The following is a 7479-nucleotide window of genomic DNA, read 5'->3' as shown; positions in this document are numbered from 1 at the left end:
CAAGCAACTCGACCGCTTCCGGGATCGCTTCACGGTGGCCGGTGCCAAGGATGATCGCCGCGACGCTCATGTGCTCGGAAGCTCATTGCGTACGGACTGTGCGGCCTTCCGCCAGCTTGCGGCCGACAATCCGGTGGTGATCGAGCTGCGCGAGTGGTCGCGCATGGCGGAGGAGCTGCAGCAGGAGCGCACGCGGCTTGCCAATCGCCTGCGTCAGCAGTTGTGGCGGTACTATCCCCAAGCGGCCAAGCTGACCGACGATGTCGCCGACGACTGGTTCCTGGCACTTTGGCAAAAGGTGCCGACGCCGGACAGCGCGGCCAAGGCCAGCGACAAGGCGATCGCGCGCATCCTCAGCGCCTATCGTATCCGCCGCCTCGATGCGGCGACGGTGCTCAAGACTTTGCGCGAGACACCCCTGCTCGTGGCACCGGGCACGACGGAGGCTGCGTGCGTGCATATCCGCAGCCTCGCGGCCCGTCTGCGCCTGGTCAATCAGCAAATCAAGGAAGCGCAGCACAGCCTGGACCGCCTGTGCGCCAAGCTCGAAGAACAGGAGAGCCCCGCGGGGCAGAATCCCGAGCAGTGTGACGTGGCGATCCTTCGCTCCTGGCCGGGAATCGGCAGGATCGTTCTTGCCACACTGCTCGTCGAGGCCACCGAGCCTCTGCGCAGACGAGACTACCACGCCTTGCGCGCCTTGGCAGGGGTCGCACCGGTGACGCGGCAAAGCGGCAAGCAACGCTTCGTGATCCGCCGCCTGGCCTGCAACAGGCGGCTGCAAAGCGCCGTTCATCACTGGTCGCGCGGCGCGCTTCAATACGACGCCGCAGCCCGGCGACGCTATGATGCTTTGCGGCAGCGCGGACACGGCCATGCGCGTGCGCTGCGTGGTGTGGGAGATCGCCTGCTCTTTGCCTTGTGCGCGACGCTCAAGCACCAGACGCCCTACGACGCAGACCACAACAGCGCGAAGATCTCGGCAGCAGGCTGAGCCGTTCCTTTGTTCGGCCGCATGCGACCGTTCCTTCGTCCCGACCTGCCGAACGCAAGAGCGCCGCGCGCAGACGCTGTCCAGGATGCCATAGGCACCGGCAAAGCCGGCGCGAAGCGTCCTGGATAGCGTCGAGCACGGTGCTATAGTTATCTGTCAGGGACTCCCACCCTTGACGAAGGGTAGGAGGTCCTACGAGACCGGCGGCTAAACCGCCTTCATCCGCACCCTCAACCCATCCCGCGGCTTCGGGATCGGCCACATCTGCCACTCCGGCTTGTAGCCAGGCTCGAGCGAGACCTCGATGTTCTGCAGGAAGTGCCGCGCAAAGCATTTCGCCTGCATGTAGGCGAAGTGCAGGCCGAGGCACATATGGGCCCCGCCGCCGAACGGAATCCAGGCGAAGCGATGCCGATTGCGCTGGGCTTCCTCGGTGAAGCGCAAGGGATCGAAGCGATCCGGCTCCGGCCAGATATCCTTCATGTGGTGCGTGTAGAGCGGATTGACGCCGACAGCGGTGCCGGCGGGAATCGCAAAACCCTTGAAGCTGAAATCGCGCATTGCGCGCCGCGGCATCGAGGGCACCGGGGGCTTGATCCGCAGCGCTTCCTTGAAGGCCATTTCCGACAGCGGCATCTTCTCGAGAGCGTCGAAGCTGCAGGGCGCATCCGGCCTGAGCCCGAGCGCGAGAACTTCGTTGCGCAGCCTGCTCTGCCAGTCGGGGTTGGCGGCGAGCTCGCCGATGAAGGACGTCAGCGACGAGGTCAGCGTGTCGTGCGCGGCCATCATCAGGAAGCTCATATGGTCGATGATGTCCTGGTCGGACAACAGCGCGCCATCCTCATGGGTGGCGCGGCAGAGATGCGAGAACAGGTCATCGCCGCCGTGATTGCCACGGCGCAGCGGAATCTGCTCGCGGAAATAGGCGATGATGCGCTTGCGCCCCCTCACGCCGGCCGCCATCTGCGTGCCGGGCAGCGGACGGCGGATCGGGGCGACCGCAGCCGCCACCATATCGACGAAGGCGCGGTTGATCTCGTCGACCTCGGGTCCGATGTCGGCGCCGAGAAAGGACGTCGCGGCGAGATCGAGCGTGAGCTGCTTCATCGCCGGATAAAGCCGCATCTCGCCGGGCCTGGACTTCCATTGCGCGACGCGCGCGGAGATGCCGCGATCGAGATCGCTCAGATAGGACTTCATCGGCCCGGACTTGAACGCGACCGACAGCGCCTTGCGATGCAGCCTGTGCTCGTCGAAGTCGAGCAACATCAGGCCGCGCGGAAACAAGAGCCCAAGCACGTGGTTCCAGCCATGGGTCGACGAAAACAGCTTTTGCTGGTCGAACAGCACGAGCTCGTTGGCCTCCGGGCCGAGCAGCACGATGTTGGTCTCGCCGAAAATATGGGTGCGGTAGACCGGACCGTATTTGGCGCCGTTTCGCTCGATATGCCCCTTGGGATCGGCGAGCACCTGAAACGTCTTGCCGATGATCGGCCAGCCTTCGTCGCCGGGAATGTGCGTCAGCTCATTGCGTTTGGGCGCGGTGTAGTGAAGCGCCGACGTGGCCACATTCTGCATCGACATGACGATTGCTCCGGATGGCTGACCCAGAGGATAATAGCACAATACCGGCACGATGACGCGCCGGTTGTTCGGCGCGCGGATTACCGCAAGCGAGGTCGTCGTCCCGGCGAAAGCCGGGACCCATAACCCCAGGGGAGGAGTTGTCGGACGAACTGGTAACTCCAAGCCTTCGCAAAGCTATTGCTGCGGCGTATGGGTCCCGGCCGTCGCCGGGACGACAATGGAGACTGGCCTTCAGCGCCCTACCGCTTCGCCGCTTCCTTCTGCAAATCCGGCGCGTTAACGGCGGGAATCGCGACGCGGCCGGGGCCGGTCACCTTCAGCGCCTCGGCGGCCTTCTCGTTCTCCATGATCTTGGCCATCACGGCCTGGCCGGCACGCTCGAAGATCGCGCGGTTCTCGATCACGAATTTCTGCGACTTGCGCAGGCCATCGATATAGCCGTTGATTTCAGGCACGACATAGCGCGCCACCATGTCCCAGCTGCGGCGCGTGGCTTCCGGATTGGCCCAGTCGTGCACGAATCCGATGATGGCGCCGACGCCGCCGGACACTTCCATCACGTTCTTGATGGTTTTGACGAGATCGTCGGGCGTGCCGATGGTGGAGGCGGCGCCGTCGACGAAGGCGGTCTTGTCCACGGCTTCATCAGGCGAGGAGAACGCGGTCAGGCCCGGCCGTTGCAGCGTGCCGACATTATATTCGTTGTGCCAGCGCATCAGCCCGGCGCCAGCTTCTCTCCGCGCCTGCTCGCGGCTCTCGGCGATGTGGAAGGTCAGCAGAACGCGCCAGTCGGCGCGGTCGACCTTCGTGCCGTGCTTCCTGGCAGCATCCTCGGCGAATTGCCATTGCTGTTGCAGCGACATCAATCCCTGCGTCGTCATCGAGCCGAGCGAGATGATGCCGATGCCGTATTTGCCGGCCAGCGTCATGCCTGACGGCGAGATCTGCGAGGCCACCACGAACGGCATCTCCTCCTGCAACGGCAGGAGCTGCAGCGCGGCGTCGTTCATGGTGAACCAGTCGCTCCTGGCTGTGACACGCTCGCCGTTGAAGAGGCGGCGGATCACCGCGATCGCCTCGTCCTGGCGGTCGCGCTGCGTCATCGGGTCGATGCCGAGCGTATGTGCGTCCGAGGCCAGTGCGCCGGGGCCGGAGCCGAAGATGGCGCGGCCACCGGTCATGTGGTCGAGCTGCACCATGCGCTGGGCGACGTTGAAGGGATGGTGATAGGGCAGCGAGATCACGCCGGTGCCGAGCTTGATCCGCTTGGTGCGCTCGCCGGCCGCGGCCAGGAACATCTCGGGCGAGGCGATCATCTCCCAGCCGGACGAATGGTGCTCGCCGCACCAGAACTCGTCATAGCCGAGCGCGTCGAGCTGCTCGACCAGGTCGAGATCGCGCCGGAACTGGAGCATCGGATGCTCCCCGATCGGGTGATGCGGGGCAAGGAAAGCCCCAAACTTCAGGCGCGCCATGGCGTTCTCTCCGGTTGAGTTTTTTGTTCGTTGGTTGTGTCAGGCTACGTGCCCGATGCCACGAACGCAATCGCGCGATGTCCCGCGCGGCGGAATGAAGGCATGCGTGTTTCTTCTTCCTCGCCCCACTTGCGGGGAGAGGGTCGGGTGAGAGGGGAGTCGCCGCGGGGACGCAGGTCGTTGGGCTGTCGATGGGCTCCCACACCGTCACTGCGAGCGCAGCGAAGCAATCCGGAATCCCTCCGCGGAAAGACGCTGGATTGCTTCGCTGCGCTCGCAATGACGCGTTGAGAGGGCATTCGCGCCAGTGGACAGACGGTTCGCGGAAGCTCCCCTCACCCGGAATTCAAACTGCGTTTGAATTCGGACCTCTCCCCGCAAGCGGGGCGAGGTGAAGAAAGATCACCGCGTCATCCTGTTCCACGCATCGAGGCCGGCGATCTTGTACGCTTCCGCCAGCGTCGGATAGTTGAACGTGTTCTGGATGAAATAGTCGATCGTGCCCTTGAGGTTCAGCACGGCCTGGCCGATATGGATCAGCTCGGTGGCGCCTTCGCCGAGGATGTGCACGCCGAGCAGGCGGCGGGTCTTGGTGGAGAAGATCATCTTCATCATGCCGCTGTTCAGCCCCATGATGTGCCCGCGCGAGGTCTCGCGGAAGCGGGCAATGCCGACCTCGTAGGGAATGCCGCGCGTGCGCACCTCTTCTTCCGTCAGGCCCGCGGTCGAGATCTCCGGTACCGAATAGATGCCGTAGGGAAAGAATTCCGGCGGCGCCAAGGGCTCCATGCCGAGCGCGTGGCAGGCGGCGACGCGGCCCTGCTCCATCGAGGTCGAGGCGAGGCTCGGAAAGCCGATCACGTCGCCGGCCGCATAGATATGCGGCACGCTGGTCTGCAAGGTGACAGGGTCGACCTTGATGCGGCCGCGATGGTCGACGGCGATGCCGGCCGCCTCCAGGTTGAGCCGGTCGGTGGCGCCGACGCGGCCCGCCGCGAACAGCAGCATCTCGGTGCCGACGTGGCGGCCATCAGACAGATGCGTGACGATGCTGCCCTGCGCATTCTTCTCGATCGACGTCACCTTGGAGCCGAGCCGCAGCGCGACGTTGCGGTCGCGCAGCTCGTGCATGAACTCGTCGATCAATTCCTTGTCGATGAAATCGAGGAAGGTCGGCCGCGGTTCGATCAGCGTCACCGGAACGTCGAGGGCGCTGAAGATGGTGGCGTATTCGACGCCGATCACGCCGGCGCCGATCACGGCGAGGCTGCGCGGCAGCTTCGTCAGCTCGATGATCTCGTCGCTGTCGAGCACGGAATGGCCGTCGAACGGCACGTCGGCGGGCCGGAACGGGCGGGTGCCGCAGGCGATCAGGATGAAGGCGGCCGACACGATCTTGGTCTCGCCGATGGCGCTGGTGATCTCGACCTCGTGCGGCGAGACCAGGCGTGCTTCGCCATTGGCGGTGCGGACCAGGTTGCGGCTGAACTGATGCTCGAGCACCTCAACCTCGTGGTCGAGTGTCTTCTGCAAGCGGATCATCAGGTCGCTCGCGGCGATGTCCTGCTTCACCCGGTAGGAGCGGCCATAGAAGCCGCGCTCGCGCCAGCCGGAGAGATTCAGCACCGTCTCGCGCAGCGTCTTCGAGGGGATCGTGCCGGTGTGAACGGAGACGCCGCCGACGCGCCGGCCCTTCTCCACCACCAGCACGGCCTTGCCGAGCTTGGCGCATTGCACCGCGGCCCGACGCCCCGACGGGCCCGAGCCGATCACCACCATGTCGTAGTCGTACATCGGATTCGCTTCCAAACCGACTTGCCTTCAAAGCCTTGCAATCTCAGCGGGAACCGACATGCAGCAATCGGGCCAAGGCGACACGGAGGCGGCAAGAGGCGGCCAGTCCTACCTCCGAGGTAATCGCGCCGATGACGGCGATCTGCGAGCTTTGCGCGCAAATAAATCGCGGAAGGCTCGCGCGAAATGCATCAAACCGTCACAAAGCCCGTCGATTCGACTCGCCGCTGGTGGGTGCTGGCGATCGTCGTCGCCGCGCAATTCATGTTCGGCGTCGACGCCTTCATCGTCAACGTCGCGATCCCGACCATCGCGGCCGACCTGCACGCGAGCCCGGCGCAGATCGAATCCGTCATCGCGATCTACCTGATCGCCTATGCGACGCTGGTCGTCACCGGCGGCCGGCTCGGCGATATCCACGGCACCAAGACGATCTTCCTCGCCGGCGTCCTCGGCTTCACCGCGACGTCGCTGTGGTGCGGTTTGGCGCATTCAGGCCTGGAGCTGATCATCGCGCGGCTGGCGCAGGGCGCGACCGCAGCGCTGATGGTGCCGCAGGTGCTGGCGACCTTGCATCTGCTCTTCACCGACGAGTCGCGCAGCCGCGCCTTCGGCATCTATGGCATCGTGCTCGGGCTTGCGGGCGCTGCCGGCTTCTTGCTCGGCGGTCTGCTGGTCACGCTCGACCTTGCCGGCGCCGGCTGGCGATCGGTCTTCTACGTCAACGTGCCTTTCGGCCTCGTGATCGCGGCGGCTGCGTGGCAGATCATGCCGACAACGCCGCGCCGAGCGGGCACCAGGCTCGACATCAAGGGCAGCATCGTGCTGTTCGCAGGGCTGCTGTGCCTGATCGGCCTGCTGCTGTTCGGCCACGATGCCGGCTGGGCGCCCTGGCTGTGGGCGGCAATGGGAAGCGGCGGCGCGATCCTGTTCGCATTCGTCAAGTTCGAGCACGCCGTCGCGCGCGCCGGCGGCATGCCGTTGATCGATCTGACACTGCTGGCGGATGCCGCGTTCCTGCGCGGGCTTGGTGCTGCGTTGTTTTTCTTCGCGGCCAATCTCTCGTTCTATCTTGTCATGACGCTGTTCATGCAGCGCGGCCTGAAGATCGCGCCGCTCGCCGCCGGCCTTGCCTTTCTTCCGCTCGCGCTGGCTTTCGTCGTCGGCTCGCGCCACAGCGGCGCGCGGGCAAGGCATCGCGGCACCAGGGTTTTGCTCGAAGGCTGCGCGTTGCAGATTGCGGGCCTCGCCGCGCTCGCGCTTGTCGTGGGCATGCGCGATGCGCCAACACCGGTCGCGCTCGCACTCATCATGCTCATCTTCGGCTACGGCCAGGGCCTGGTGATGGCGCCGCTGTCAGGCGCGGTGCTCTCGACCGTCAAGCCTGTCGCGGCAGGCTCGGCCTCCGGCATGTACGGCACGACGGCGCAGATCGGAAATGCGGCCGGAGTGGCCGCGATCGGCGCGGTATTTTTCGCCATCGAATCGTTGCAATCAGCGCGCGCAGGATTTCTCGTCTCGCTCGCGCTGTTTGTGACATTCATCATGATGTCAGCCGCATTCCTGACGTGGATGCGCCGCGTATCTGCACGAAGTTGAGGCATTGCGGTTAATACGTCCGGAAATCTG

Annotated in this window: 5 protein-coding genes; 2 read left to right on the top strand and 3 right to left on the bottom strand. The window is 65.0% G+C overall.

The window, feature by feature from the left end; translation table 11 throughout:
- On the top strand, positions 1 to 994 hold a 994-nt coding region (locus AOQ71_RS43550; RefSeq protein WP_083513880.1), incomplete at its 5' end, for a transposase.
- Positions 995 to 1201: 207 nt separating this feature from the next.
- Here the strand turns inward: AOQ71_RS43550 and AOQ71_RS20585 are convergent.
- The 3 genes from AOQ71_RS20585 to sthA form a co-directional block, all read right to left on the bottom strand.
- Entirely contained in the window at positions 1202 to 2578 is a 1377-nt protein-coding gene (locus AOQ71_RS20585; protein ID WP_057750069.1) for a cytochrome P450, read from the bottom strand.
- Between the two features lie 242 nt (positions 2579 to 2820).
- Positions 2821 to 4056, bottom strand: a complete 1236-nt coding sequence (locus AOQ71_RS20580; protein ID WP_057750066.1) for an LLM class flavin-dependent oxidoreductase — start codon at positions 4054 to 4056, stop codon at positions 2821 to 2823.
- Positions 4057 to 4458: 402 nt separating this feature from the next.
- Positions 4459 to 5850 (bottom strand): Si-specific NAD(P)(+) transhydrogenase, encoded by a 1392-nt coding sequence (sthA, locus tag AOQ71_RS20575; RefSeq protein WP_057750108.1) that lies wholly within the window; start codon positions 5848 to 5850, stop codon positions 4459 to 4461.
- Between the two features lie 186 nt (positions 5851 to 6036).
- Between sthA and AOQ71_RS20570 the strand changes: the two genes are divergently transcribed.
- A complete protein-coding gene (locus AOQ71_RS20570; RefSeq protein ID WP_057750062.1) occupies positions 6037 to 7449 on the top strand; it encodes an MFS transporter in 1413 nt (470 codons plus the stop codon).
- Positions 7450 to 7479: the final 30 nt, after the last annotated feature.

The sequence above is a fragment of the Bradyrhizobium manausense genome, assembly GCF_001440035.1.
GTDB classification, from domain to species: Bacteria; Pseudomonadota; Alphaproteobacteria; order Rhizobiales; family Xanthobacteraceae; genus Bradyrhizobium; species Bradyrhizobium manausense.
This window is presented reverse-complemented; position numbering and strand designations above follow the sequence as displayed.

What these genes read in the sequence shown, in the direction of transcription:
- sthA (WP_057750108.1), bottom strand. Translation starts at nt 5,850, where the DNA reads ATGTACGACTACGACATGGTGGTGATCGGCTCGGGCCCGTCGGGGCGT.
- AOQ71_RS20585 (WP_057750069.1), bottom strand. Translation starts at nt 2,578, where the DNA reads ATGTCGATGCAGAATGTGGCCACGTCGGCGCTTCACTACACCGCGCCC.
- AOQ71_RS20580 (WP_057750066.1), bottom strand. Translation starts at nt 4,056, where the DNA reads ATGGCGCGCCTGAAGTTTGGGGCTTTCCTTGCCCCGCATCACCCGATC.
- AOQ71_RS20570 (WP_057750062.1), top strand. Translation starts at nt 6,037, where the DNA reads ATGCATCAAACCGTCACAAAGCCCGTCGATTCGACTCGCCGCTGGTGG.